Consider the following 24,182-nt stretch of genomic DNA (forward strand, 5'->3'; position numbering starts at 1 on the left):
ATGAGCGTCCGATCAGGGCGGGCATAGTGCAAGGACCCCCAAGGGGCGCGGCGAACTGCGCGACCAGCCACATAAAAGCCGCACCCGCGAGGCGCGCCGCCAGCTAACCGGCCGCCTCCACCAACGCCCGCATCACCCGCACATCCTCCCCCATCTCCGGATGCCACTGCACCCCCAACACCCAATGCTCCCCGGGCAGTTCAACAGCCTCCACGGTCCCGTCCACCGCGTGCGCCGAAGCCACCAGCCCCGTACCGAGGCGATCCACGGACTGATGGTGATACGTCGGAACAGAGGTCTCCTCCGGCACGACACCGGCGTACAACGTCCCCGGCACCGGCTTGACGGCGTGACGCCCGAAGACCCCGACCACCTCCGCATGCCCGTCCAGGTGCTGCACGAGCGTCCCGCCCAGGGCGACGTTCAGCAGCTGCATCCCCCGGCAGATGCCCAGCAGCGGCACCCGCGCCGCCAACGCGGCCTCGATCAACGCGAGTTCCCAGGCGTCCCGCTCCCGCGCCGGGGGCCCGCAACGGGCGTCGCGTTCCGCGCCGTAGCGGGACGGGTCGACGTCCGGCCCGCCCGCGATCACCAGACCGTCGAGGCGGGAAACCGTCGCCGCCGCATGGTCGGGCGCGTCCGGCGGCAGCATCGCGGCCAGGCCGCCCGCCCGCTGCACCAGCCGCGGATACCCGGCCGGCAGCAGCGCCGCGTCCAGCTCCCACACGCCCCAGCGCGCCCCGGCCTCCAGATACGTGCTGACGCCGATCAGCGGTCTGCCGGTCATACGTCCTCCCGCTGCCCTCAATGGATCGCCTTCATACCTTTGCCGTCGGGCCCCGCACCGCGCAAGGCCTCACGTGAGGAAGCCCCGCATCTCACGTGAGGAATCCCCGCAACAGCGCCGCCGTCCCCGCGCAGTGCTCCCGCATGACCTCCCGCGCCCCGTCCGCGTCCCGGTCGAGCACCGCCTCCACCAGCGCCGTGTGCTGGCGCTGGGAGTGCTCCAGGTTGCGCACCAGCAGCGGGATGCAGTCCAGCAGGTCGTTCACCGTGGCCCGTACCGCCGCGTACCGCGCGGTGAGCGTCGGCGAGCCGCACAGTTCGGCGAGCGTGAGGTGGAGCAGCGTGTCCAGGCGCCGGTAGTCGGTGAGGGGCGCGTCATGGGTGCGGGCCAGCGCGGCGCGCAGCCGCTCCGCCTGCTCGTCGGTGAGCCCGTGCGCCGCGCACAGCCCGGCCGCGCCCACCTCCAGCACCTCCCGGAAGCGCAGCACGTCCTCGATGTCGACCCCGGCGACCCGGCGGCGCAGCTCGTCCTGGCCGCCGCCGTCCGTGCGGGGCAGCACGAACGTTCCGCCGTACCGCCCGCGCCGCGCCTCAACAAGCCCCTGGTCCTGGAGCACCTTCAGCACCTCACGCAGCGTCACCCGGCTGATCCCGAGCCGCTCCGCCAGCTCCCGCTCGGCGGGCAGCCGCTCACCGCCGGGTACCAGGCCGAGCCGCAGCACCTGCAGGATCTGCTCCAGCGCCTCCTCGAAGCCGTTGCCGGCGCGGACCGGCCGCAGCACCGGCGTCAGCGGGTCGCCCGCATCGCCCACCGGATCCACCGACATATGGCCGTGCCCCCTTCCCAAGCAATGGTTCTCAGCAATACCTTATGACTCTCGGCCCGGCCGACACAGCGCGCTGAAGCCCGAAGAAGCCCGAAGGAGGCCCTTCCCGTGGCAGACCGCACACCCCCGCTCAGCGTCGAGGAGCTGCACGCCCTCGTCGCGGGCGGTGAGATCGACACCGTCGTCCTGGCCTTCCCCGACATGCAGGGGCGGCTGCAGGGCAAGCGGTTCGCCGCGCGCTTCTTCCTCGACGAGGTGCTGGAGCACGGCACGGAGGGCTGCAACTACCTCCTCGCCGTCGACACCGAGATGAACACCGTCGACGGCTACGAGATGTCCTCCTGGGACCGCGGGTACGGCGACTTCGCCATGCACCCCGACCTGAGCACCCTGCGCCGCGTCCCCTGGAACAAGGGCACCGCCATGGTCGTCGCCGACCTCGCCTGGGCCGACGGCTCCCCGGTCGTGGCCGCGCCCCGGCAGATCCTGCGCCGCCAGCTTCAGCGCCTCGCCGGACTCGGCCTCACCGCCCAGGTGGGCACCGAGCTGGAGTTCATCGTCTTCAAGGAAACCTACGAACAGGCCTGGGACGCCGGTTACCGGGGCCTCACCCCGGCCAACCAGTACAACATCGACTACTCGGTCCTCGGCACCGGCCGCATCGAGCCCCTGCTGCGCCGCATCCGCAACGAGATGGCCGGCGCCGGTATGACCGTCGAGTCCGCCAAGGGCGAGTGCAACCCCGGCCAGCACGAGATCGCCTTCCGCTACGCCGAGGCCCTGGTCACCTGCGACCAGCACGCGATCTACAAGACCGGCGCCAAGGAGATCGCCGCCCAGGAGGGCATGTCGATCACCTTCATGGCCAAGTACAACGAGCGCGAGGGCAACTCCTGCCACATCCATCTGTCGCTGGCCGACGACCAGGGCCGCAGCGTGATGCCCGGCGACGACGGCATGTCCGAGGTCATGCGGCACTTCCTCGCCGGGCAGCTCGCCGCGCTGCGGGACTTCTCGCTGCTCTACGCGCCGCACATCAACTCGTACAAGCGTTTCCAGCCGGGCTCCTTCGCGCCGACCGCCGTCGCCTGGGGGCACGACAACCGCACGTGCGCGCTGCGGGTCGTCGGCCACGGCCGCTCCCTGCGGTTCGAGAACCGGGTGCCCGGCGGTGACGTCAACCCGCACCTCGCGGTGGCGGGGATGGTGGCGGCGGGCCTGCACGGGATCGAGCAGAAGCTGGAGCTGCCCGAGCCGTGCCCCGGCAACGCCTACACCGCCGACTTCGCGCACGTGCCGAGCACGCTGCGCGAGGCCGCCGAGCTCTGGGAGAACAGCCCGATCGCCAAGGCGGCCTTCGGCGGCGAGGTCGTCGCCCACTACCGCAACATGGCGCGGGTCGAGCTGGAGGCCTTCGACGCCGCGGTGACCGACTGGGAGCTGCGCCGCTCCTTCGAACGCATGTGAGGCCCTTCTTGTCCGACCAGCTCCAGGTACTGAACCCGGCGACCGAGGAGGTCGTCGCCACGATCCCGGCGGCGTCCGAGGCCGACGTCCACGTGGCGGTCGTACGCGCCACCCGCGCGCAGGCCGACTGGGCCGCCCTCGCCCCCGCCGACCGCGCCCGGCTGCTGCGCCGCTTCGCGGTCACCGTCGACGAACACCTCGAAGAACTCGCGCAACTGGAGGTCCGTGAGGCCGGGCACACAGTCGGCAACGCCCGCTGGGAGGCGGGCAACGTCCGCGACCTGCTGGACTACGCGGCCGGGGGAGTGGAGCGGCTCACCGGCCGTCAGATCCCGGTCCCGGGCGGCCTCGACGTCACGATCCTCGAACCGCTCGGCGTCGTCGGCGTCATCGCACCCTGGAACTTCCCGATGCCGATCGCGGCCTGGGGCACGGCTCCGGCGCTCGCGGCCGGCAACGCGGTGATCCTCAAGCCCGCCGAGACGACTCCGCTGACGGCACTCCGCCTCGCCGAACTCGCCCAGGAGGCAGGGCTTCCCGAAGGCCTGTTCCAGGTGCTCCCCGGCCGCGGTCCCGTCGCGGGCAACGCGCTGGTCGAGCACCCGGGCGTCGCGAAGATCGTCTTCACCGGGTCAACGGCTGTGGGCAAACGGGTGTTGGCGAAGGGTTCGGAGCTTCTCAAGCGCGTCACCCTCGAACTCGGCGGCAAGAGCCCCAACATCGTCTTCGCCGACGCCGACCTCGAAGCCGCCGCGGCCGCCGCACCCATGTCCTTCCTCGACAACTCCGGCCAGGACTGCTGCGCCCGCACCCGCATCCTCGTACAGCGGACGGCGTACGACCGCTTCCTGGAGCTGCTGAGCCCGGCGATCGAGGCCGTGCGCGTCGGCGACCCATCGGACGAGACCACCGACATGGGCCCGCTGATCTCCAGAACCCAGCTGGACCGCGTCCGCTCGTTCGTCGACCCGGACGCCCCCGGCATCCGCGGCAAGGCCCCCGAGGGCCCCGGCTTCTGGTTCCCGCCCACCGTCCTCACCGGTGTCAGCCCGGTGGCGCGCGTGGCCGTCGAGGAGGTCTTCGGCCCCGTCGCCGTCGTCCTGCCCTTCGACGACGAGGCCGACGCGATCCGCCTCGCCAACGCCACCGACTACGGCCTCTCCGGCTCCATCTGGACCCGGGACGTCGGCCGCGCGCTGCGTGTCTCGCAGGCCGTCCGGGCGGGCAACCTGTCCGTCAACTCCCACTCCAGCGTGCGCTACTGGACCCCGTTCGGCGGCTTCAAGCAGTCCGGCATCGGCCGCGAGCTGGGACCGGACGCGCTCGCCGCGTTCACCGAGACCAAGAACGTCTTCATCAGCACGGAAGGCCCCGCACAGTGACCGAAGCACCCCAGGAAGCCGTCTGCCGCCGCCTCGTCGGCCGTACCGCCGTCGTCACCGGAGCCGGCAGCGGCATCGGTCTCGCCTCCGCCCGCCGGCTCGCCTCCGAGGGCGCGCACGTCGTCTGCGGTGACGTCGACGAGACGCGCGGCAAGGCGGCCGCCGAAGAGGTCGGCGGGATCTTCGTCAACGTCGACGTCACCGACCCGGAGCAGGTCGAGGCGCTGTTCCGGACGGCGTACGAGACGTACGGCAGCGTCGACATCGCCTTCAACAACGCCGGCATCTCCCCGCCCGACGACGACTCCATCCTGGAGACCGGCCTGGAGGCCTGGAAGCGCGTCCAGGAGGTCAACCTCACCTCCGTCTACCTGTGCTGCAAGGCCGCCATCCCCTACATGCGCCGCCAGGGCAAGGGCTCCATCATCAACACCGCGTCCTTCGTGGCCCGGATGGGCGCGGCCACCTCGCAGATCTCGTACACCGCGTCCAAGGGCGGCGTCCTCGCCCTGTCCCGCGAACTCGGCGTGCAGTTCGCCCGCGAGGGCATCCGCGTCAACGCGCTCTGCCCCGGCCCGGTCAACACGCCGCTGCTGCAGGAGCTGTTCGCCAAGGACCCGGAGCGCGCCGCGCGCCGCCTGGTGCACATCCCGCTCGGCCGGTTCGCCGAGGCCGACGAGATCGCCGCCGCCGTCGCGTTCCTCGCCAGCGACGACTCCTCCTTCGTCAACGCCACCGACTTCCTGGTGGACGGGGGCATCTCCGGGGCGTACGTCACGCCGCTGTAGAAGCCTGTGGAACCCCGTGGACATCCGCCTACAGTGCGGGGGTGAGCATGACACCCCCGCCCGGCTGGTACCGCGATCCGTCCGCCCCGCACGTCGAGCGCTGGTGGGACGGCACGGCCTGGACCGAGCACCGGCGCCCGCCCGAGCCGCCCGGCCCGCCCTCCCCGGCCGTCGGCGGCGCCGCATCGTCCCCGCGCGCGAGGATCGTCGCCCTCACCGCCGCAGGGGCGCTCCTGGTGGCCGCCCTCGTCACAGGTGCGGTCGTCCTCAGCCCCGACGACGACAACGGCGGCGGCCCGCAGGCGAACACCGCCCCGCCGAGCACCACGCCCACAGCGGCCCCCACCACCTCCCCGGCACCCTCGCCCGACGACCCGACCGTCGTCGTCGACGAACTCAACGGCATCACGCTGCCGTTGCTCGACGGCTGGGTCCGGCCCGAGAACATCAGCGTGGACAACGTCATGATGACCACCGACGGGACGTACGACTGCCCGGGCGACGCCGGAATCTGCCGACACGGCCTGGTCATCTCCCGCACGGCCACCGACACCGACGAGACGTCCCCGGAGGCCCTCGCCAAGGCGGACATCGCGGACGCCGCCGACGAGGCCTACGACCGTGACCTCGTCGGCCGGCGCCCCTACGGCGGCATCGAGTCGCACCAGGTCGTCAGGTCCGGGCCGGTCGCGGTGGCGGGCCGCGCCGGGTACTTCGTGCGCTGGCGGGTCGACACCGCCGAGGGGCCCGGCGGTTATGTGCAGTCCCTCGCCTTCCACTCCAGCGTGGGAACCGAGGCACCGGTCATCGTGCGCTATGTGTTCGACGCCGGTCCGGACGGGCCGCCGCTCGCCGACATGGACCGCATCACCGACGGCATCCGGCCGGTCGGCGACGCGGACACCGGCGGCGGGGTGGGCGCCAGTGTCGGCCCGACCGGCTGACCGGTCAGAGGAACGTGCGGCCCTCCCCGCGATACGTCGGCACGGTCGCCGTCACCCGGTCCCCCTCGACCAGATGCAGCGTGTCGAACCGCTCGCACAGCTCACCGGCCTTCGCGTGCCGGAACCACACCTTGTCGCCGATCAGCAGGTCGTCGGCCGGGGAGCCCAGCAGCGGCGTCTGCACCTCACCGGCGCCCTCCTGGGGGTCGTACCGCAACCCATCCGGGAGATACGGCACCGGCAGCCGGTCCACCCCGGCCGCGCCGGACGCCGGATAGCCGCCGCCGAGGACGGTCACCACCCCGACGCCGGGCCTGCGCACCACCGGCTGCGCGAACAGCGCCGCCGGACGCCCGCTGAACGACGTGTAGTTGTCGAACAGCCGCGGCACGTACAGCCCCGACCCGGCGCCGATCTCGGTGACCGCGTCCTCCGCGGCGGTGTGCTGCACACTGCCCGTACCGCCGCCGTTGACGAACCGAAGCCCCGGCACCACGGCCCGCACCGCACGCACCACGGCCGCGCGCCGCTCCGCCAGCTCCCGCCGGGCCGCCGCCTGCATCAGCCGCACCGCCCGCGAGCGCACCGGCCGTCCCGCGATCGCGTCCCCGACACCGGCGATGTGCCCCTCGTACGCCATGATCCCCACGACCTCGAACCCCGGCCGCCGGACCACCAACCGGGCCATGTCGGCGACATCGGCGGGGGAGTGCAGCGGCGAGCGGCGGGCCCCGACGCGCACCCGCCCGCCGAGCAGCTTCAGAGAGGTGTCCAACTCCAGGCAGACCCGCACGACTTCACGGCCGCCGTCCCGCGCCCCGTCGATGAAGGCCAGCTGGGCGGGGTCGTCGACCATCACCGTGACGGCGGCGGCGAGCTTGGGGTCGGAGGTGAGTTCGGCGAAGCCCGTCCGGTCGGCCGACGGATAGGCGAGGAGGACGTCCTCGAAACCGGAGCGGGCCAGCCACAGGGACTCGGCGAGCGTGAACGACATGATCCCCGCGAAGCCGTCCCTGGCCAGGACACGCTCCAGCAGGGCACGGCAGCGTACGGACTTGCTGGCGACGCGGATCGGCTTCCCGCCCGCGCGGCGGACCATGTCGTCCGCGTTGGCGTCGAAGGCGTCCAGGTCCACGATCGCAACAGGGGCGTCGAGATGGGCGGTGGCCCGGTCGTAACGGGCCCGGTCGGCGGCGCGCGCAGTCATGAACGAAGCCTGCCAGACAGGATTACCGCAGGGTAGGGGGATGTTCCGGGCAGATGCCCCGGGCTTGTGGACTGGTTCCCGCATCGGCGGGAGCAACCCGTAGAGTGACGCGCACGCACGGAGGAACGACGGCGCCCGCGTACGAGGAGACGGGCACGGGCGCGAGGAAACGGGGGGTGCATGAGCACGGAAGCACAGCACACCCCGACGCCTCCCCGCCCGGCGCAGCCGCCGAAGGCCGCGCAGGGGAACGCCGATCGGCCCGCGAAGGACGGTGAGCGGCAGACACCGGCGGAGCGGGAGAGGGACCGCGGCTCGTCGTCGCCCGGCAACGGCACCCGCTTCCCGGCCCTCCGTGCCCCGCACAGTCAGGACACCGGCCCACTCATCCCACCCCCGCCCCCCGCCTCGGCCCGCTTTCCGGACACCCCGCCGCGCCCGTCCCGGCGCCCGACGCCGCCCGGACGCCCCGCAGCCACCCCGCGGACGCCCGCCCAGAGCGTCGTACCCCCGCGTCCGAGTCACCGCCCCGCCGCGGCACCCGCCGAGAACCCCGCGGAGACCACCCGGCGCCTGCGCCCCATGCCCGCGGAGACCCGGCGCATCCCCATCACCGCCTCGCTGGAGTCCACCACCCCCGTGACCCCCCACCCCGCCCACTCCTGGAGCGCCCCGCACACGTCCGGTGGGACGTTCGGCTCGGGGCGGCCCGTGGTCACCTTCGGCGAGCCCGAGGCGTTCGACGACCACGCGCGGCCCGGCATGTCCGGCGCGCTGGTCCGGCGGCGCACCCTCGCGGCAGCCGTCTGCCTCGTCCTCGGGGCCGGGCTCATCGGCGGTGCGGTGGCCGGGAGTTGGCTCGCCGGGGGATCCGGGGAGGGCGGCGAGCGCGGGGCCTTCGCGGCCGCCGGGAGCCTGTGGCACAGCGTGCCGGTCGACCAGCTGTTCCCGCCCACCGTGCAGGGCCGTGGCGCCGGGCCCGGCCGAGCCGACCGGATCTGGACGCGGATCGCCGTCGCCCCGGACAGCGGCTGCGCCGACGCCTTCGACCCGCTGCTGCGCCGGGCGCTCGCCCCGGTCGGCTGCGAGCGCCTGCTGCGCGCCACCTACACCGACGCCACCCAGAGCTACGTCACCACCGTCGGCCTGCTCTTCACCAAGGCCGACGCCACCGGGATGCGCTCGTTGGACGCCCGCTTCGAGAAGGAGGGCCTGGGCCGGCGCACCGACCTGATGCCCCGCCCGTACGCCGCGAAAGACACCGTCGCCGCGGACTTCGGGGACGAGCAGCGGGCCTCCTGGACGGTCTCCGTGCTCACCGACGCCCCGGTCGTCGTGTACGCCGTCTCCGGCTGGGCCGACGCCCGGACCGTCGACGAGCCGCAGCCCGCCGCGGAGGCGATGCGTTCGGGCGCCACCACCGCCGTCGCCCAGGCGGGCCTCGGGCACGAGGCGAAGGGCCTCGCCGACCGCGTGGAACGCAGCCTGCGCAAGTCCGTCACCTCGTCCTCGGAACAGCCCTCATGAAGCCCACGACCCGCAGGGCAGCACTGCTCAGCGTCCTGCTCGCCGCCTCCGTCGCCCTGGTCCCGCCCACCGCCGCGCACGCCGACGGCATCCGCGCCCAGCAGTGGGCGCTGCAGGCCCTGCACACCGAGGAGGCCTGGCAGACCACCAAGGGCGCGGGCGTCACCGTCGCCGTCCTGGACACCGGCGTCGACGACGAGCATCCCGACCTGGCCGGCAACGTCCTGCCCACCAAGGACATGGTCGGCTTCGGCGCCGGCCGCGGAGACCGGGCGTGGGCCCGGCACGGCACCGCCATGGCCGGGATCATCGCCGGACACGGCCACGGCGTCGGCAACTCCGAAGGCGTCATGGGCATCGCGCCGGAGGCGAAGATCATCCCCGTCCGCGTCATTTTGGAGGACGGCGACCCGGCCCGCGCCAAGGCCCGCAAGACCCGCGGCAACGCCCTCGCCGACGGCATCCGCTGGGCCGCCGACCAAGGCGCCGACGTCATCAACCTCTCCCTCGGCGACGACTCCGCCTCCGCGCACCCAGAACCCGCCGAGGACGAGGCCGTCCAGTACGCCCTGAAGAAGGGCTCGGTCGTGGTCGCCTCGGCCGGCAACGGCGGCGAGAAGGGCGACCACATCTCCTACCCGGCCGCCTACCCGGGCGTGATCGCCGCGACCGCCGTCGACAAGTTCGGCACCCGAGCCTCCTTCTCCACCCGCCGCTGGTACGCCACGGTCAGCGCCCCCGGCGTCGACGTCGTGATCGCCGACCCCGACCGCAAGTACTACGAGGGCTGGGGCACCAGCGCGGCCGCCGCCTTCGTCTCCGGCGCCGTCGCCCTCGTCAGGGCCGCCCACCCCGGCCTGACCCCGGCCCAGATCAAACGGCTCCTGGAGGACACCGCCCGCGACGCCCCGGCCGACGGCCGCGACGACTCCCGCGGCTTCGGCTTCGTCGACCCCGCCGCCGCCATCGAGGAGGCCGGGCGCCTCAAGCCCGAGGGCCTGCGCTCGGCGTCGTACGGCGAGAAGTACTTCGGCCCCGGCCCCGACACCGCCCGCTCCGACGACGACACCGCGAGCTGGGCGGCCCCCCTCGCCGGCAGCGTGGGCGGCGTACTGCTGGTGGCGGCGGTGGTGCTGTGGCGGGCCCGCCGGGAGTACGACGGCTTCTGAGCGGGTCCGGCAGCGCCCTGCAGGGGGCGGGCAACTGCGCGACCAGCCACGACGGCCCCGCAGACGATCGACGGCCCGTCGCGGCACTCCCCGCGGCCGCTCGGCGCGGCCTCCCAACGGCCGTTCCCTCTTCCGCGTACCCGGACGTCACCGCACGACCTCCCACCGACCGACGCCCGCGACCGCCCCCTCGCCGCTGACCCCCGACACGGCCGCCCGCGCCGCCGCCTCGACGGGCTGGTTGGGGTTGCGGATGCGGTGGCTGGGGTCGTCTGGCCGGTGAAGGCGGTCACGGCCGCCCGCGCCGCCCGCCTCGACGGGCTGGCTGGGGGTTGCGGATGCGGTGGTTGAGGCCGCTCGGCCGGTGATGACGGTCACGGCCGCCCGCGCCGCGGCCTCGACGGGCTGGTTGGGGGTTGCGGATGCGGTGGTTGAGGCCGCTCGGCCGGTGATGACGGTCACGGCCGCCCGCGCCGCGGCCTCGACGGGCTGGTTGGGGGTTGCGGATGCGGTGGTTGGGGTCGTCTGGTCGGTGAAGGCGGTCACGGCCGTCCGCGCCGCCCGCCTCGACGGGCTGGCTGGGGGTTGCGGATGCGGTGGTTGAGGTCGTCTGGCCGGTGAAGGCAGACATGGTCCGCCGTGGCCGGGCCGTCGGCGCCAGCTCGCTGCGGCGCCTCGACCGGCTGGCCGACGGTCGCGGATGCCGTGGCTGAGGCCGCCTCGCCGCTGACCCCCGACACGGCCGCCCGTGCCGCCGCCTCGACCAGTGAGATGCCCTTCTCCTTCGTCGCGTTGCCGTCCGACAGCACGGCCACCAGGACGTCACGGCCGTCGACGGTCACCCGGCCGACGCTGTTGATGTCCCACAGGCCGGTCGCGGTCCGCGGCAGCCAGCCGTTCTTCAGGGCCCACGCCGAACCGTCCCCGGCCGCCGACACCCCCCACCGCTGACCCACGGCGATCTGCCCCATCAGCCCCTGGAGATACGACCGCGCGGCCGCGCTCAGCTCCGAGTCCTGCCCGAACACCTGCCGCAACAGGGCGAGCTGGTCGGCCGCCGTGGTCTGGGTCAGCCCCCACAGCATCCCGTCCCCGCCCTCGGTCCCGGTCAGCCCGAACCGCTCGTTCGCGGCGTCCAGCCCCTCCGCCCGGCCGATCGTCCGCCACAGCGCCGACGCGGAGTCGTTGTCGCTGCGCTCGATCATCGCGGAGGCGTACGACTTCTCCGTCGCCGTCAGCGCACGGCCCGCGTCCTGTGCCTGGAGCAGCAGTGCCGCCAGGATGTCCACCTTCACGATGCTCGCCGTGTCGAAGACACCGTCGCCGTACGAGGCGCTCTCTCCGGAGTCCACGTCCAGTACCGCCACCGACACCTCGGCCCCGTCCTCGACCGGCACCTCCGCCATGGCCTCGGCCAGCCGCGCGTCACGGTCCACCGTCGGCCGTGCCACAGGTTCCACCGCTGCCTCCCCGCTCGCCGACGCCGAGGCCGACGGTGTCACGGCCGACGATACGGCCCGCCCCCCGGGGTGCGCCCGCGCCTTCACATACGCCGTCCCCGCCGCCGTACCGCCCAGGGCGACGGCGGACACGACGGCGGCGCAGAGCAGGGCGCGGCGGGCGCTGCGAGACTTCATGCCGCGATGCTGGGCGCGGTGACTGTGCGAGCCGTTAGGCGGACGTTGGATCTGTGTCAGGGACGGCTGAGAAACCGGTGAGCGGGGTCACGGCCGCGTTACCGGACCCGCACAAGCCCAGCAGCATCCCCCCTATAGGGTCGGTGACCGTGGCGAACAAGAACATTCCCGACCCCCGCTTCTCCGACGACGACGGCTCCGCCGACCCCCGGCTGAGCGCGGCGCTCGCGGCCTGGGCCGAGGACCGCACCGCCGTGGGACCCGTGCTGGCCGCGCTGAAGGGTGCCCGGCTGCTCGTCCCCGTGGTCGCCGTGCTCGGCGAGGTCGAGGAGGACGAGAACGGGCTGCGCCGCGAGAAGACCAGCGACATGGCCGTACCCACTCTGAAGGCCGGCGGCCGCACCGCTCTGCCCGCCTTCACGTCCACCGACGCGCTGGCCCGCTGGGACCCGCAGGCGCGCCCCGTGGCCGTACCGCTGCACCAGGCCCTGCAGGCGGCCGCGCACGAGAAGGCGGACACGGTCGTGCTGGACCTGGCCGGGCCCGTGCCGTTCGAGCTGACCGGGCCCGCGCTGCTGGCGCTGGCGGAGGGGCGGACGAGCACCGACCCGCTCGCCGACCCCGCGGTCGTCGCCGCGGTACGGGCCGCCGTGGCCGCCGAGCCCGCGGTGCTCCGCGCCCACCTCGGACCCGGACAGGCGGACGGCACCCTGGCGCTCGTTCTGGATCCGGCCGCCGCCCCCGCCGAGGCCGCCAAGGCGGTGGCGCGGCGGATGGCCGTCGACGAAACACTGAGGGCCCGCCTGGTGCGCGGCCTCGACCTGGCACTGCTGCCGGCCGGGACCACGCCACCGGGCGAGCCCCTGTACGTACGAGGTGATTAGCGAACTAGCCGTAGACCGGGCCCGTGTACTTCTCGCCCGGGCCCTGGCCCGGCTCGTCGGGGACGAGGGACGCCTCGCGGAACGCCAGCTGGAGGGACTTCAGGCCGTCCCGCAGCGGGGCCGCGTGGAACGAGCTGATCTCGGTCGTGCTCGCGTCCAGCAGCCCCGCGAGGGCGTGGATCAGCTTGCGGGCCTCGTCCAGGTCCTTGTGCTTCTCGCCCTCCTCGGTCAGACCGAGCTTCACCGCGGCCGCGCTCATCAGGTTGACGGCGACCGTCACGATCACCTCGACCGCGGGGACCTCGGCGATGTCGCGGGTCATGGCGTTGAAGTCGGGCGTCTCTTCACTCATGTCGTTCACCATAGGGGCAGGGCGGCGACCTCCCCCAGTGGGCCTCGGTTAGCCGTTCCGGGGCCGAGCTGCTAACCTTGTGTAACGACCGGTCGGACACGTATGCCTCACAGCTCACGAGTCCGGCCCACAAGTGGAGGCTTTCGAACTCCCACCTGACCGCCCTCCGGGGCGGCGGGTCACCGGTCAGGCGGCCCCGTCCCCAGCGGCGGCACCCGCCCGAAAGTGCGCCCCGCGGTCACCGCGGCGGACGCTCCGGTAGTTCGAGGAGCCCCGCCTGTGATCGTCCGGGGCATTTTTTCTGCTTCGGCGCGGTTAGGTCTAACGAACACAGACGTTACGCGGCTGTCCGCCAGACCGTCGCGTGGTGCTACCGAGGAGGATCCATCAGCGCCGAGCCCCGCATCAACGACCGGATTCGCGTTCCCGAGGTGCGACTTGTCGGTCCCAGTGGCGAGCAGGTCGGCATCGTGCCGCTCGCGAAGGCACTGGAGCTTGCCCAGGAGTACGACCTCGACCTGGTCGAGGTCGCGGCGAACGCCCGTCCGCCCGTGTGCAAGCTCATGGACTACGGGAAGTTCAAGTACGAGTCGGCCATGAAGGCCCGTGAGGCGCGCAAGAACCAGGCGCACACGGTCATCAAGGAGATGAAGCTCCGGCCGAAGATCGACCCGCACGACTACGACACCAAGAAGGGTCACGTCGTCCGGTTCCTCAAGCAGGGCGACAAGGTCAAGATCACGATCATGTTCCGTGGTCGCGAGCAGTCCCGGCCCGAGCTGGGCTACCGACTGCTGCAGCGGCTCGCGGAGGACGTCCAGGACCTCGGTTTCGTGGAGTCGAACCCGAAGCAGGACGGCCGCAACATGATCATGGTCCTCGGTCCGCACAAGAAGAAGACCGAGGCGATGGCCGAGGCTCGCCAGGCACAGGAGGCCCGCAAGGCGTCCGCGAAGGCCAACCCCGGTCGCTCGCAGAACCCCGCCGATGCCGAGGCCCCCGCCGAGGAGCCCGCCGAGGCGTGATCCCGGGGACGACAGTCCCAGGATGTAACCGAAACAAGAGCGACGCTCCACCGTGCCCGGTTTTCGTGACCGGGCACCGGAGCGCCACCGACGAGGAGAGAACGGCGCTATGCCGAAGAACAAGTCGCACAGCGGTGCCAGCAAGCGCTTCAAGGTCACCGGCTCCGGCAAGGTGCTCCGTGAGCGCGCCGGCAAGCGCCACCTGCTCGAGCACAAGTCGTCCCGTCTGACGCGTCGCCTCACCGGCAACGCCGAGATGGCCCCGGGCGACGCCAAGAAGATCAAGAAGCTTCTCGGCAAGTGACGCGACGGCGCGACTGAGCGCCGTACGTCTGGACCGGGACCCAATCGATTCCGGGCCGTGTGAGGACAACCACGGCCCCGCTACAAGGAGTTAACAAGTGGCACGCGTCAAGCGGGCAGTCAACGCCCACAAGAAGCGCCGGGCGATCCTCGAGCAGGCCTCCGGCTACCGCGGTCAGCGCTCGCGCCTGTACCGCAAGGCCAAGGAGCAGGTCACCCACTCGCTGGTCTACAACTACAACGACCGCAAGAAGCGCAAGGGTGACTTCCGCCAGCTGTGGATCCAGCGCATCAACGCCGCTGCCCGCGCCAACGGCATCACGTACAACCGCTTCATCCAGGGTCTGAAGGCCGCGAACATCGAGGTCGACCGCAAGATCCTGGCCGAGCTCGCCGTGAACGACGCCACCGCGTTCGCCGCGCTCGTCGAGGCCGCGCAGAAGGCGCTGCCGGCGGATGTCAACGCGCCGAAGGCTGCGTGACGCTGGCGCTGGCCTGAGCCGATGCCGACGTGACTGGACGGACCCGTGGGTTGTGCCTGCGGGTCCGTTGCTGTGTGAGTGACGGTTGGTTCGGCACCTCCCCCACGGCCTTAAGAGCGTGGGGCCCCCGGATCCGCCGTCGTGGCCGATCGCCGTCGCAGCGGAGAGACGTACGTGATCCGCTGCGGCGGAGAGAAAGCACCGAAGGTGGTACAGAAAATGCCCCCCGCCAGCCCCGAGCTGATCTCCCCCCGTTCCCCCCGCGTCTCCGCCGCCCGGCGGCTGGCCAAGCGGAACTTTCGGGGCAAGGAGCGGCTGTTTCTCGCGGAGGGGCCGCAGGCCGTGCGGGAGGCCGGGGCGCGGCCGGGGACGCTCGTGGAGCTGTTCGCGACCGTCGAGGCGGCCGAACGGTACGCCGACATCGTCGGCGAGGCCCGGGACACCGGCGCCCGGGTGCACCTCGCCTCCGAGCAGGTCATCGCCGACATCTCCACGACCGTGACCCCGCAGGGGCTGGTCGGGATCTGCCGGTTCCTGGACACGCCGTTCGAGGAGATCCTCGCCGCCCGGCCCCGGCTCGTCGCCGTGCTCGCGCACGTGCGGGACCCCGGGAACGCCGGGACCGTGCTGCGCTGCGCGGACGCCGCCGGTGCCGAGGCCGTCGTCCTGACCGACGCCTCCGTCGACCTGTACAACCCCAAGGCCGTGCGCGCCTCCGTCGGGTCGCTGTTCCATCTGCCGGTCGCCGTCGGGGTGCCCGTCGAGCGGGCCGTGGCGGGGCTGAAGGAGGCCGGGGTGCGGATCCTCGCCGCCGACGGGGCCGGGGAGCACGACCTCGACGACGAGCTCGACAAGGGAACCATGGGCGGGCCGACCGCCTGGGTCTTCGGCAACGAGGCCTGGGGCCTGCCCGAGGAGACCCGCGCGCTCGCGGACGCCGTCGTGCGCGTCCCGATCCACGGGAAGGCCGAGAGCCTGAACCTCGCCACCGCCGCGGCCGTATGCCTCTACGCGTCGGCCCGTGCACAGCGCGCCCCCGGAGGTTGCCGCTCCGTCACCGACAGCTAGTAGGGTGACCAGCTCGGGGGCCTCCTGCGCCGTCTGAGAGGTGGGGTACGCGGATGAGCGTCGGCACGAGCAGCGCTCCGGGGGAACGGGACGTGAGGCGCCCGCCCGCGTCCCGGTACGGCGATCTCGCCGAACTCGGCATCGACCCCGACGAACTGCCCGACGGCCTCGTCGTCGCCGACGAGCACGGCCGTGTGATCTGCTTCAACGCCGCCGCCGAACGCATCACCGCCGTCGCCGCCACCGACGTCCTCGGCCGGCGGCTCGACAAGGCGCTGCCGTTAGAGGACCTGGAAGGCAGGCGCTGGTGGCAGCTGACCGACCCCTACGGCGGCCTCGCCACCCGCGTGCGGCAGCCCGAGCGGAACCTGCTGCTGCCGGGCGGGCGTGAGGTGCTCGTCTCGGCGCGGTACGTCCGTACCCGACCCAGCGGCCCCGTCCGCCGCGTCGTCGTCTCCCTGCGGGACACCGAGGCCCGCCGCCGCACCGAGCGCTCTCACGCCGAGCTGATCGCCACCGTCGCCCACGAGCTGCGCTCGCCGCTCACCTCCGTCAAGGGGTTCACGGCCACGCTGCTGGCCAAGTGGGAGCGGTTCACGGACGACCAGAAACGGCTGATGCTGGAGACCGTCGACGCCGACGCCGACCGCGTCACCCGGCTCATCGCCGAACTGCTGGACATCTCACGGATCGACAGTGGCAGGCTCGAGGTGCGCCGCCAGCCCGTCGACATCGGTGCCGCCGTCGGCCGGCACATCCAGGCGTACGTCGCCGCGGGCCTGCCCGCCGACCGGTTCCTGCTCCGCGTCGAGCAGCCGCTGCCCGCGCTGTGGGCCGACCCCGACAAGATCGACCAGGTACTCAGCAACCTCATCGAAAATGCCGTGCGGCACGGCGAGGGAACCGTCACGATTGACATCACGCCCACCGCGTCCCCGCGCGAAGGAGAGGACATCGGTACGTCGGTCACCGTGAGCGACGAGGGCACCGGCATCCCGGAGGAGTCCATGAACCGCGTCTTCACCCGCTTCTGGCGGGGCAGCAAGCGCGGCGGCACGGGCCTCGGGCTGTACATCGTCAAGGGCATCGTCGAGGCCCACGGCGGCACCATCACGGTCGGCCGCGCCCTCGGCGGCGGCGCCGAGTTCCGATTTACGTTGCCCGTGGGCGCACCGGCCTTCATGGCCTGAGGCACCACGGGCGCATTCGCGTTCCCCAACCCCGTTAGACTCGGCCTTTGGCACCCATGTGTCCCAAAAACCGTGACGAAACGTCCACGAGCCGGTGACGGGGACCTTCAGCCAGCCAACCGGAAGCACGGGAAGAGATGTCGGCACCCAATAAGTCGTACGACCCTGTCGAGGTCGAGACGTTGAAACCGGAAGAGATCGAGCGCATGCGGGACGAGGCGCTCGCCGCCTTCGCCGCCGCGGACTCCCTCGACGCGCTCCAGGAGGCCAAGGTCGCCCACACCGGCGGCACCTCCCCGCTGGCGCTGGCCAACCGCGAGATCGGCGCCCTGCCCCCGCACGCCAAGGCCGAGGCCGGCAAGCGCGTGGGCCAGGCCCGGGGCGCCGTCAACAAGGCCCTGGCCGCCCGCCAGGCCGAGCTGGAGGCCGAGCGGGACGCCCGGGTGCTGGTCGAGGAGGCGGTGGACGTCACCCTGCCGTACGACCGCGTCCCGGCCGGCGCCCGCCACCCGCTGACCACGCTCTCCGAGCGCATCGAGGACATCTTCGTGGCCATGGGCTACGAGGTCGCCGAGGGCCCGCAGGTCGAGGCCGAGTGGTTCAACTTCGACGCCCTCAACATCGGCCCGGACCACCCCGCGCGCGGCGAGGCCGACACCTTCTTCGTCGAGGGCCCGGACGGCTCCGGCGACTCCGGTGTCGTGCTGCGCACCCACACCTCGCCCGTGCAGATCCGGTCCCTGCTGGAGCGCGAGCTGCCGGTGTACGTGATCTGCCCCGGCCGCGTGTACCGCACCGACGAGCTGGACGCCACGCACACCCCGGTCTTCCACCAGGTCGAGCTGCTCGCCGTCGACGAGGGCCTGACCATGGCCGACCTCAAGGGCACCCTCGACCACATGGTCCAGTCGCTGTTCGGCGCGGGCATGAAGACCCGGCTCAGGCCGAACTTCTTCCCCTTCACCGAGCCGTCCGCCGAGATGGACATGGTGTGCTACGTCTGCCGCGGCGAGTCCGTCGGCAACCCCGACCGGCCCTGCCGCATCTGCTCGTCCGAGGGCTGGATCGAGCTCGGCGGCTGCGGCATGGTCAACCCGCGGGTGCTCACCGCCTGCGGCGTCGACCCGGAGAAGTACAGCGGCTTCGCCTTCGGGTTCGGCATCGAGCGGATGCTGATGTTCCGCCACAACGTCGAGGACATGCGAGACATGGTCGAGGGCGACGTCCGGTTCACCCGGCCGTTCGGGATGGAGATCTGATGCGGGTCCCGCTTTCTTGGCTGCGGGAGTACGTCGACCTGCCGGAGACGGAGACCGGTCGTGACGTGCAGGCCAAGCTCATTTCGGCCGGTCTGGAGGTCGAGACCGTCGAGCAGCTCGGCGACGGCCTCAAGGGCCCCCTGGTCGTCGGCCAGGTGCTGACCATCGAGGAGCTGACGGAGTTCAAGAAGCCGATCCGCTTCTGCACCGTCGACGTCGGCCAGGCCAACGGCACCGGCGAGCCCCAGGAGCTCATCTGCGGCGCCCGCAACTTCCAGGTCGGCGACAAGGTCGTGGTCGTCCTCCCGGGCGCCGTGCTGCCCGGCGGCTTCGCGATCAGCGCGCGCAAGACCTACGGCCGCGTCTCGCACGGCATGATCTGCTCCAGCGGCGAGCTGGGCATGGGCGACGACGGCACCCACGGCATCATCGTGCTGCCGCCGGAGACCGAGGTCGGCAAGGACGCGATCGAGCTGCTGGAGCTGGTCGACGAGGTGCTGGACATCGCCGTCACCGCCAACCGCGGCGACTGCCTGTCCATCCGCGGCGTCGCCCGCGAGGCCGCCATCGCCTACGGCCTGCCCCTGCGCGACCCGGCCCTGCTCGACGTACCGGCGCCGAACGCCTACGGCTACCCGGTGACGGTCTCCGAGCCGATGGGCTGCGACCGCTTCACCGCCCGCACGGTGTCCGGCCTGCACCCCGAGGCCCGCTCCCCGATCTGGCTGAAGCGCAGGCTGCAGAAGGTCGGCATGCGCCCGATCTCGCTCGCCGTCGACGTCACCAACTACGTGATGATGGAGCTCGGCCAGCCGCTGCACGCCTACGACCGCAAGCTGGTCCAGGGCCCCATCGGCGTCCGCCGGGCCGAAGAGGGCGAGAAGATCGTCACTCTCGACGGCGTCGAGCGGACCCTGCACGCCGAGGACCTGGTGATCACCGACGACCGCGGCCCGATCGGGCTCGCGGGCGTCATGGGCGGCGCCCACACGGAGATCGCGGATCACGAGGACACCGAGGGCGCCACGACCGACGTCGTGATCGAGGCCGCGCACTTCGACGCGGTGTCCGTCGCACGCACGGCCCGCCGCCACAAGCTGTCCTCCGAGGCCTCCCGCCGCTTCGAGCGGGGCGTCGACCCGCAGGCCGCCTCCGCCGCCGCGCAGCGCACGGTCGACCTGCTGGTGCTGCTCGCGGGCGGCACCGCCGACGCCGGTGTCACCGAGGTCGTGGCCCCGTCCGCGCCGCACACCATCACGGTCCCGGCCGACCACCCGGACAAGGTCGCGGGCGTCGAGTACGGCCGCGAGACCGTCGTACGGCGGCTGCAGCAGATCGGCTGTGACGTGTACGGGCAGGACGAGCTGATCGTCACCGTCCCGTCCTGGCGGCCCGACCTCCTGGAGCAGAACGATCTCGCCGAGGAGGTCATCCGCCTGGAGGGCTACGAGAACCTGCCCTCCACGCTGCCCAAGCCCCCGTCGGGCCGGGGCCTGACCCACCGGCAGCGGCTGCACCGCCGGGTCGGGCGGGCGCTGGCCGGTGCCGGGTACGTCGAGGCGCCCAGCTACCCCTTCGTCAGCGAGCAGATCTTCGACCAGCTCGGCCTCGACGCCGCCGACCCCGCCCGCCGCGTGGTCAAGCTGGTCAACCCGCTCAACGACGAGGAGCCCGCCCTTCGTACGTCGCTGCTGCCGGGTCTGCTCGGCGCGCTGCGCCGCAACGACGGCCGGGGCTCGCACGACCTCGCCCTGTTCGAGACCGGGCTCGTCTTCCTGCCGCGCGCGGAGCGGGGCGGCACCGCCGGGCATCTGCCGGTCGACCGTCGCCCGACCGACGAGGAGATCGCCGCGCTCAACGCCGCGCTGCCCGAGCAGCCACGCCATGTCGCCGTCGTCCTCGCGGGCGCCCGCGAGCAGGCCGGCTGGTGGGGCAGGGGCCGCCCGGGCGACTGGGCCGACGCCGTCGAGGCGGCGCGTACGGTGGCCCGCGAGGCGGGTGCCGAGCTCGTCGTGCGCAAGGGCCGGTACGGGCCGTGGCACCCGGGCCGCTGCGCCGAGCTCGTGGTCGCCGCCGACGGCACCGAGCGGGTCGTCGGCCACGCCGGTGAGCTGCACCCGCGCGTCCTGAAGGCGCTGGGCCTGCCCGCGCGCACCTGCGCGATGGAGCTGAACCTGGACGCCCTGGAGCAGGTCGGCGACGGCACCCCGCAGGCGCCGAGCATCTCCACCTTCCCGGTGGCCACGCAGGACGTCGCGCTCGTCGTCGACCTGCCGGTCCCGCACGCCGAGGTCGAGGCCGCGCTGCGTGAGGGTGCCGGTGAACTGCTGGAGGCCATCCGGCTGTTCGACGTGTACGAGAACGCCGAGCAGCTCGGTGAGGGCAGGAAGTCGCTGGCGTACGCGCTGCGGTTCCGCGCGGCGGACCGGACGCTGACTGTTGATGAGGCGTCGGCTGCGCGGGAGGCGGCGGTGGCGTTGGCCGCGGAGCGTACTGGGGCCGTTCTTCGCGGGTGAGGCAGCGGGGAGCTGCGGTAGTCGGTCGGCTGCGGGTCGGTCGTGGCTGGCCGCGCAGTTCCCCGCGCGCCTTGTGGGGGGGCATGCCCCCCACGCCCCCCATCGGGCATCTCACTCGTTCGGGTGGCTTGTTCCGGTGATCTGGTCCAGCCAGGGCCATGCGTGGACAGAATCGGACCGGCCTTTCGAGGTCGGTCTGCGCTGTCACGGCCTACATGGGGGGCCACTGGCATGATCCGTATCAGGGCCCTCGGGCTGCCCGCCGTGTTCTTCGCCGTCGGCACCGGGCTCGTCCTCCATGTCCGCCGGACGCTGCTGCGTGAACTCAGACAGGCCCGCCGGGTCGCGGGTGCCGCACAGAGCGCGCTGTTACGGCCGCTGCCCCCACGCATCGACGGGCTGAACGTCGCCGCGGCCCAGCTGACCGCCGAGCGTGGTTCCAGCGTCGGCGGTGATCTGTACGAGGTCATCGCCACCGAGCACGGTGTGCGGGTCGTGATGGGCGACGTACGGGGGCACGGACTCGACGCGATCGCGACGGTCGCCGCCTTGCTGGGCAGTTTCCGTGAGGCCGTGCACGACGAGCCGGAACTCGGCCGGGTGCTGCGCAGGCTGGATCGTGCGCTGGCCCGGCATCTGCGCGAGCGTTCGCGCGTGGAGCAGGCCGAGGAGTTCGTCACCGTCCTGCTGCTGGAGATCGGCGAGAACGGCGAGGTACGGGCGCTCAACTGCGGGCATCCCTGGCCGTACCGGCTGCGCGAGACCGGGGTCGAGCCCTTTGCCCGGGCCGAGCCTCTGCCGCCGCTCGGGCCGTTCCCGCTGCCGGCCGACCTGCCCGCCGTACGCCACGGCGAACTGCGCCCCGGTGAGGCCCTGTTGCTCTACACGGACGGCGCCGAGGACGCCCGGGACGCGCACGGCCGCTTCTTCCCCCTGCCGGACGTGCTGACGGAGTCCGTACGCAACGGTGCGAACTCGCCGGCGTCCGTCCTGGGCACCGTATTCACGCGCCTGTTACGCCATACCAGCGGCAGCCCACCCGATGACGTAGCCCTCCTGGTGCTGCGCAACGAACGTCACCTCAGCCGCCCTCCAGGGGCGCGGGGAACTGCGCGACAAGCCCCCACGCACCCGCAGCCGACAACGCGACGTTAGCCCCACGGTCCCACCGCCCAGCCCCCGGCAGGGCCGCCGCACTGTACGAGGGGGAGCCGGCGGCCCGGCCGGCCTCTTTCGAGGCATTTCAGTCAACCGGTTGGAAACTCTCCGCAACAGCGCGCGCACAGCGCGGATTCGCGCGTTCCGTTCACACCCCGTGTGAAGCCGGATTCACTACGCTGTCGACACCGAGCCACCCGGGGGGCCTCCCATGCAGCCCAACACTCTGCTCGACGCGATCCTGGACGAGGCGGGGATCTCGCACGCCGGTCTCGCGGCCCATGTGAACCAGGCCGGTCGCGTGCGCGGACTCGTGCTGCGCTACGAACACACCGCCGTGGCACGGTGGTTGAAGGGCCAGCGGCCGCGCGGGCAGGTGCCCGACCTGATCTGCGAGGTGCTCGCCGCCCGCCTGCACCGGCCCGTCACCCTCGACGACATCGGCCTCGGCGTCCCGGACCAGCCCGCCACCCCGCACGCCGGTTCGCTGTCCGGGTTCGTCGAGCGCGCCACCGCCCTGTGGCGCTCCGACGAACAGCAGCGCCCGCACGTGCTCGGCGCGCCCGCGGTGACCGGGACGCCCGCCGTGATGCCGGTGTGGGAGTGGGAGAACCCGCCGGAGGACGTGGACGTCTCCCGTGGCGGTCGCCACCGGGTCACCCAGGCCGACATCGAGATGCTGCGCGCCGCCCGCGCCCACTACGAGCAGATGTACCGCAAGGCCGGCGGCGTCGCGACCCGCGCCCGGATCGTCGGCTTCCTCAACGCCGAGACCGCGCCGCTGCTGCGCGGCAGCTACACCGACGCCACGGGGCGACAACTGCACCGGGCCACGGGCGGGCTGGTCGCGATCGCGGGCATCTGCGCGTACGACTCCGACGCGCACGGCCTCGCCCAGCGCTACTTCCACCAGGCGCTCCGGCTCGCCAAGGCCAGCGGCGACCGCGGACTCGGCGCCTATGTGATCGCGCTGCTGGTCAACCAGTCGCTGTTCATGAAGGAGTACCGCCAGGCCGTCGCCTTCGCCGAGGCCGCGCTGCGCGCCGCCGGAAAGCAGATCACCCCGGCCCTCGCCTCCGACCTGTACGCGATGCAGGCGAAGGCGTACGCCCACCTCGGCGACGGCACGAGCGCCCTGTCCTGCATCCGGCGGGCCGAGCAGGCCGCCGAACGCATCCGGCGCGGGTACGAACCGGACGAGACCGGCTATGTCCAGCCGGGCCTGGTCAACGTCCAGGTGGCGGAGGCGCTGCTCAGCCTCGGCGAGCTGGCCGCCGCCGGGGAGCATGCCGCGGCCGCCGTGGACACCCCGGCGCACGACCGGGGCCGGGTGCACCGGCTCGCCATGCTCAGCACCATCGAACTGCGCCAGGGCAACGCGGAGAAGGCGGTGGCCACGGCGGTGCGGATGGCCGAGCAGGCCCGCGGCATGGAGTCCCAGCGGCTGCGTGACAGACTCCGGGCGGTGCGCGAGCACCTGGCGCGCAGCGGCGGCGCGGGCACGGCCGAGGCCGCCGAACTCATCGACGGCGCCCTGCGCGTACCGCTGTAAACCGGCGCTCGAGCACCGACACCTCAGAGTCCCTGCTGCGATATTGCCCCTTACTCGACGGAAGGTGGCAGAACCGTGCAGTGGACGAAACAGAGTGAACAAACTGTCTATGAAAACCGCTGGTTCAGCGTCAACCTCGCGGATGTGGAGCTGCCGGACGGCCGACACCTCGACCACTTCCTGATACGGCTGCGGCCGGTCGCGGTGGCCACGGTGGTGAACGAGGCGAACGAGGTCCTGCTCCTGTGGCGGCACCGCTTCATCACCGACAGCTGGGGGTGGGAACTGGCGGCGGGTGTCGTCGAGGACGGCGAGGACATCGCGGGCGCGGCCGCCCGGGAGCTGGAGGAGGAGACGGGCTGGCGGCCGGGACCGCTGCGGCACCTGATGAGCGTGGAGCCGTCCAACGGCCTCACCGACGCCCGGCACCACATCTACTGGGCCGACGAGGGCGAGTACGTCGGACACCCGGTGGACGACTTCGAGTCGGACCGCAGGGAGTGGGTGCCCCTCAAGATCGTCCCCGACCTGGTCGCCCGCGGCGAGGTCCCGGCCGCCAATATGGCCGCCGCGCTGCTGTTACTGCACCACCTCAGGCTCGGCCAGGACACGTTGCCCTCACGCGCACACGGTGTGTGAACGAATCGGCCCGGCACCCC

Annotated in this window: 23 protein-coding genes; 17 read left to right on the plus strand and 6 right to left on the minus strand. The window is 72.6% G+C overall.

The genetic code is table 11. The features are described from left to right. Nucleotides 1-103 precede the first annotated feature (103 nt). Both KWI83_RS06900 and KWI83_RS06905 read right to left on the minus strand, forming a co-directional pair. A complete protein-coding gene (locus tag KWI83_RS06900; protein WP_218513389.1) occupies nucleotides 104-787 on the minus strand; it encodes a gamma-glutamyl-gamma-aminobutyrate hydrolase family protein in 684 nt (227 codons plus the stop codon). Nucleotides 788-878: 91 nt separating this feature from the next. Further along, nucleotides 879-1,613, minus strand: coding sequence for a FadR/GntR family transcriptional regulator (locus tag KWI83_RS06905; protein WP_218513390.1), 735 nt, complete (start codon nucleotides 1,611-1,613; stop codon nucleotides 879-881). Nucleotides 1,614-1,721: 108 nt separating this feature from the next. On the opposite strand from KWI83_RS06905, the gene KWI83_RS06910 reads away from it, so the two are divergent. Genes KWI83_RS06910 through KWI83_RS06925 form a run of 4 tightly spaced genes read left to right on the plus strand, consistent with a single transcriptional unit; the run spans nucleotide 1,722 to nucleotide 6,194 of the window. Next, complete coding sequence (locus KWI83_RS06910) at nucleotides 1,722-3,080, plus strand: glutamine synthetase family protein (RefSeq protein ID WP_218513391.1); 1,359 nt, start codon at nucleotides 1,722-1,724, stop codon at nucleotides 3,078-3,080. A gap of 8 nt (nucleotides 3,081-3,088) precedes the next feature. Further along, complete coding sequence (locus KWI83_RS06915) at nucleotides 3,089-4,462, plus strand: aldehyde dehydrogenase (protein WP_256361899.1); 1,374 nt, start codon at nucleotides 3,089-3,091, stop codon at nucleotides 4,460-4,462. Beyond that, on the plus strand, nucleotides 4,459-5,250 hold the full coding sequence (locus KWI83_RS06920; protein ID WP_218513393.1) for a 3-oxoacyl-ACP reductase: 792 nt from the start codon (nucleotides 4,459-4,461) through the stop codon (nucleotides 5,248-5,250). Before KWI83_RS06915 ends, KWI83_RS06920 begins: the two co-directional genes overlap by 4 nt. 47 nt (nucleotides 5,251-5,297) lie before the next feature. Further along, a complete protein-coding gene (locus KWI83_RS06925) occupies nucleotides 5,298-6,194 on the plus strand; it encodes a DUF2510 domain-containing protein (RefSeq protein ID WP_218513594.1) in 897 nt (298 codons plus the stop codon). Between the two features lie 4 nt (nucleotides 6,195-6,198). Here KWI83_RS06925 and KWI83_RS06930 read toward each other — a convergent pair whose 3' ends face one another. Beyond that, entirely contained in the window at nucleotides 6,199-7,401 is a 1,203-nt protein-coding gene (locus KWI83_RS06930; RefSeq protein ID WP_218513394.1) for an amino acid deaminase/aldolase, read from the minus strand. A 180-nt stretch (nucleotides 7,402-7,581) separates the two neighbouring features. Between KWI83_RS06930 and KWI83_RS06935 the strand changes: the two genes are divergently transcribed. Both KWI83_RS06935 and mycP read left to right on the plus strand, forming a co-directional pair. Further along, nucleotides 7,582-8,928 (plus strand): hypothetical protein, encoded by a 1,347-nt coding sequence (locus KWI83_RS06935; RefSeq protein WP_218513395.1) that lies wholly within the window; start codon nucleotides 7,582-7,584, stop codon nucleotides 8,926-8,928. Next, nucleotides 8,925-10,097 (plus strand): type VII secretion-associated serine protease mycosin, encoded by a 1,173-nt coding sequence (gene mycP / locus KWI83_RS06940; protein ID WP_218513396.1) that lies wholly within the window; start codon nucleotides 8,925-8,927, stop codon nucleotides 10,095-10,097. The genes KWI83_RS06935 and mycP overlap by 4 nt, the downstream gene beginning before the upstream one ends. A 147-nt stretch (nucleotides 10,098-10,244) precedes the next feature. Here the strand turns inward: mycP and KWI83_RS06945 are convergent, their stop codons facing one another. Next, nucleotides 10,245-10,643: a hypothetical protein gene (locus KWI83_RS06945; protein ID WP_218513397.1), complete on the minus strand. Its 399-nt coding sequence runs from the start codon at nucleotides 10,641-10,643 to the stop codon at nucleotides 10,245-10,247. Continuing rightward, nucleotides 10,640-11,734, minus strand: coding sequence for a serine hydrolase (locus tag KWI83_RS06950; protein ID WP_218513398.1), 1,095 nt, complete (start codon nucleotides 11,732-11,734; stop codon nucleotides 10,640-10,642). Before KWI83_RS06950 ends, KWI83_RS06945 begins: the two co-directional genes overlap by 4 nt. Nucleotides 11,735-11,883: 149 nt before the next feature. On the opposite strand from KWI83_RS06950, the gene KWI83_RS06955 reads away from it, so the two are divergent. After that, nucleotides 11,884-12,618: an SseB family protein gene (locus tag KWI83_RS06955; RefSeq protein WP_218513399.1), complete on the plus strand. Its 735-nt coding sequence runs from the start codon at nucleotides 11,884-11,886 to the stop codon at nucleotides 12,616-12,618. A 4-nt stretch (nucleotides 12,619-12,622) separates the two neighbouring features. Here the strand turns inward: KWI83_RS06955 and KWI83_RS06960 are convergent, their stop codons facing one another. Continuing rightward, nucleotides 12,623-12,970, minus strand: coding sequence for a DUF1844 domain-containing protein (locus KWI83_RS06960; protein ID WP_256361900.1), 348 nt, complete (start codon nucleotides 12,968-12,970; stop codon nucleotides 12,623-12,625). A gap of 386 nt (nucleotides 12,971-13,356) precedes the next feature. On the opposite strand from KWI83_RS06960, the gene infC reads away from it, so the two are divergent. From infC to KWI83_RS07010, 10 genes are all read left to right on the plus strand, one after another. Beyond that, nucleotides 13,357-13,995, plus strand: coding sequence for a translation initiation factor IF-3 (gene infC, locus KWI83_RS06965; protein WP_141309452.1), 639 nt, complete (start codon nucleotides 13,357-13,359; stop codon nucleotides 13,993-13,995). Between the two features lie 109 nt (nucleotides 13,996-14,104). Then, nucleotides 14,105-14,299, plus strand: coding sequence for a 50S ribosomal protein L35 (rpmI, locus tag KWI83_RS06970; RefSeq protein WP_007829094.1), 195 nt, complete (start codon nucleotides 14,105-14,107; stop codon nucleotides 14,297-14,299). Between the two features lie 97 nt (nucleotides 14,300-14,396). Further along, entirely contained in the window at nucleotides 14,397-14,780 is a 384-nt protein-coding gene (gene rplT, locus KWI83_RS06975; protein ID WP_196463978.1) for a 50S ribosomal protein L20, read from the plus strand. A gap of 219 nt (nucleotides 14,781-14,999) precedes the next feature. Then, on the plus strand, nucleotides 15,000-15,848 hold the full coding sequence (locus KWI83_RS06980; protein ID WP_218513401.1) for an RNA methyltransferase: 849 nt from the start codon (nucleotides 15,000-15,002) through the stop codon (nucleotides 15,846-15,848). A 53-nt stretch (nucleotides 15,849-15,901) separates the two neighbouring features. Beyond that, on the plus strand, nucleotides 15,902-17,038 hold the full coding sequence (locus tag KWI83_RS06985; protein WP_218513402.1) for an ATP-binding protein: 1,137 nt from the start codon (nucleotides 15,902-15,904) through the stop codon (nucleotides 17,036-17,038). A 137-nt stretch (nucleotides 17,039-17,175) separates the two neighbouring features. Continuing rightward, nucleotides 17,176-18,297, plus strand: coding sequence for a phenylalanine--tRNA ligase subunit alpha (gene pheS, locus KWI83_RS06990; RefSeq protein ID WP_218513403.1), 1,122 nt, complete (start codon nucleotides 17,176-17,178; stop codon nucleotides 18,295-18,297). After that, a complete protein-coding gene (gene pheT, locus KWI83_RS06995; protein WP_218513404.1) occupies nucleotides 18,297-20,813 on the plus strand; it encodes a phenylalanine--tRNA ligase subunit beta in 2,517 nt (838 codons plus the stop codon). The genes pheS and pheT overlap by 1 nt, the downstream gene beginning before the upstream one ends. A 231-nt stretch (nucleotides 20,814-21,044) precedes the next feature. After that, nucleotides 21,045-21,968, plus strand: coding sequence for a PP2C family protein-serine/threonine phosphatase (locus KWI83_RS07000; RefSeq protein WP_218513405.1), 924 nt, complete (start codon nucleotides 21,045-21,047; stop codon nucleotides 21,966-21,968). A 214-nt stretch (nucleotides 21,969-22,182) separates the two neighbouring features. Continuing rightward, nucleotides 22,183-23,523, plus strand: coding sequence for a transcriptional regulator (locus KWI83_RS07005; RefSeq protein WP_218513406.1), 1,341 nt, complete (start codon nucleotides 22,183-22,185; stop codon nucleotides 23,521-23,523). Nucleotides 23,524-23,598: 75 nt separating this feature from the next. Continuing rightward, nucleotides 23,599-24,162: an NUDIX hydrolase gene (locus tag KWI83_RS07010; RefSeq protein WP_218513407.1), complete on the plus strand. Its 564-nt coding sequence runs from the start codon at nucleotides 23,599-23,601 to the stop codon at nucleotides 24,160-24,162. Nucleotides 24,163-24,182 lie beyond the last annotated feature (20 nt).

The sequence above is a fragment of the Streptomyces sp. TRM70350 genome, from assembly GCF_019219825.1.
In the GTDB taxonomy this organism is placed as follows: Bacteria; Actinomycetota; Actinomycetes; order Streptomycetales; family Streptomycetaceae; genus Streptomyces.

What these genes read in the sequence shown, in the direction of transcription:
- KWI83_RS06985 (WP_218513402.1), top strand. Translation starts at nt 15,902, where the DNA reads ATGAGCGTCGGCACGAGCAGCGCTCCGGGGGAACGGGACGTGAGGCGC.
- KWI83_RS07005 (WP_218513406.1), top strand. Translation starts at nt 22,183, where the DNA reads ATGCAGCCCAACACTCTGCTCGACGCGATCCTGGACGAGGCGGGGATC.
- KWI83_RS06960 (WP_256361900.1), bottom strand. Translation starts at nt 12,970, where the DNA reads ATGAGTGAAGAGACGCCCGACTTCAACGCCATGACCCGCGACATCGCC.
- KWI83_RS06950 (WP_218513398.1), bottom strand. Translation starts at nt 11,734, where the DNA reads ATGAAGTCTCGCAGCGCCCGCCGCGCCCTGCTCTGCGCCGCCGTCGTG.
- pheT (WP_218513404.1), top strand. Translation starts at nt 18,297, where the DNA reads ATGCGGGTCCCGCTTTCTTGGCTGCGGGAGTACGTCGACCTGCCGGAG.
- mycP (WP_218513396.1), top strand. Translation starts at nt 8,925, where the DNA reads ATGAAGCCCACGACCCGCAGGGCAGCACTGCTCAGCGTCCTGCTCGCC.
- KWI83_RS07000 (WP_218513405.1), top strand. Translation starts at nt 21,045, where the DNA reads ATGATCCGTATCAGGGCCCTCGGGCTGCCCGCCGTGTTCTTCGCCGTC.
- KWI83_RS06935 (WP_218513395.1), top strand. Translation starts at nt 7,582, where the DNA reads ATGAGCACGGAAGCACAGCACACCCCGACGCCTCCCCGCCCGGCGCAG.
- KWI83_RS06905 (WP_218513390.1), bottom strand. Translation starts at nt 1,613, where the DNA reads ATGTCGGTGGATCCGGTGGGCGATGCGGGCGACCCGCTGACGCCGGTG.
- rpmI (WP_007829094.1), top strand. Translation starts at nt 14,105, where the DNA reads ATGCCGAAGAACAAGTCGCACAGCGGTGCCAGCAAGCGCTTCAAGGTC.
- KWI83_RS06900 (WP_218513389.1), bottom strand. Translation starts at nt 787, where the DNA reads ATGACCGGCAGACCGCTGATCGGCGTCAGCACGTATCTGGAGGCCGGG.
- KWI83_RS06930 (WP_218513394.1), bottom strand. Translation starts at nt 7,401, where the DNA reads ATGACTGCGCGCGCCGCCGACCGGGCCCGTTACGACCGGGCCACCGCC.
- KWI83_RS06925 (WP_218513594.1), top strand. Translation starts at nt 5,298, where the DNA reads ATGACACCCCCGCCCGGCTGGTACCGCGATCCGTCCGCCCCGCACGTC.
- pheS (WP_218513403.1), top strand. Translation starts at nt 17,176, where the DNA reads ATGTCGGCACCCAATAAGTCGTACGACCCTGTCGAGGTCGAGACGTTG.
- KWI83_RS06980 (WP_218513401.1), top strand. Translation starts at nt 15,000, where the DNA reads ATGCCCCCCGCCAGCCCCGAGCTGATCTCCCCCCGTTCCCCCCGCGTC.